Genomic DNA, 258 nt, shown 5'->3' on the forward strand with positions numbered 1-258 from the left:
GTGCGTATTCAGCGTCAGACCAGTGGACGTAAAGGTAAGGGCGTTTGCCTGATTACCGGTGTCGATCTCGATGATGCCGAACTGACAAAACTTGCAGCGGAACTGAAGAAAAAATGCGGCTGCGGCGGAGCAGTTAAAGATGGAGTTATTGAAATCCAGGGCGATAAGCGTGATTTATTAAAATCACTACTTGAAGCGAAAGGGATGAAGGTAAAACTCGCAGGCGGTTAACATAAAAAGCCACGGATATATCCGTGG

At 46.9% G+C, this 258-nt stretch carries 1 protein-coding gene; it reads left to right on the top strand.

Annotated elements, in window-relative coordinates; all coding sequences use genetic code 11:
* On the top strand, positions 1–231 hold a 231-nt coding region (locus tag V5P19_RS23925), incomplete at its 5' end, for a stress response translation initiation inhibitor YciH (protein WP_334408047.1).
* Between the last annotated feature and the right edge of the window lie 27 nt (positions 232–258).

It is taken from the genome of Enterobacter sp. UNJFSC 003, from assembly GCF_036903355.1.
Classification (GTDB): domain Bacteria; phylum Pseudomonadota; class Gammaproteobacteria; order Enterobacterales; family Enterobacteriaceae; genus Enterobacter.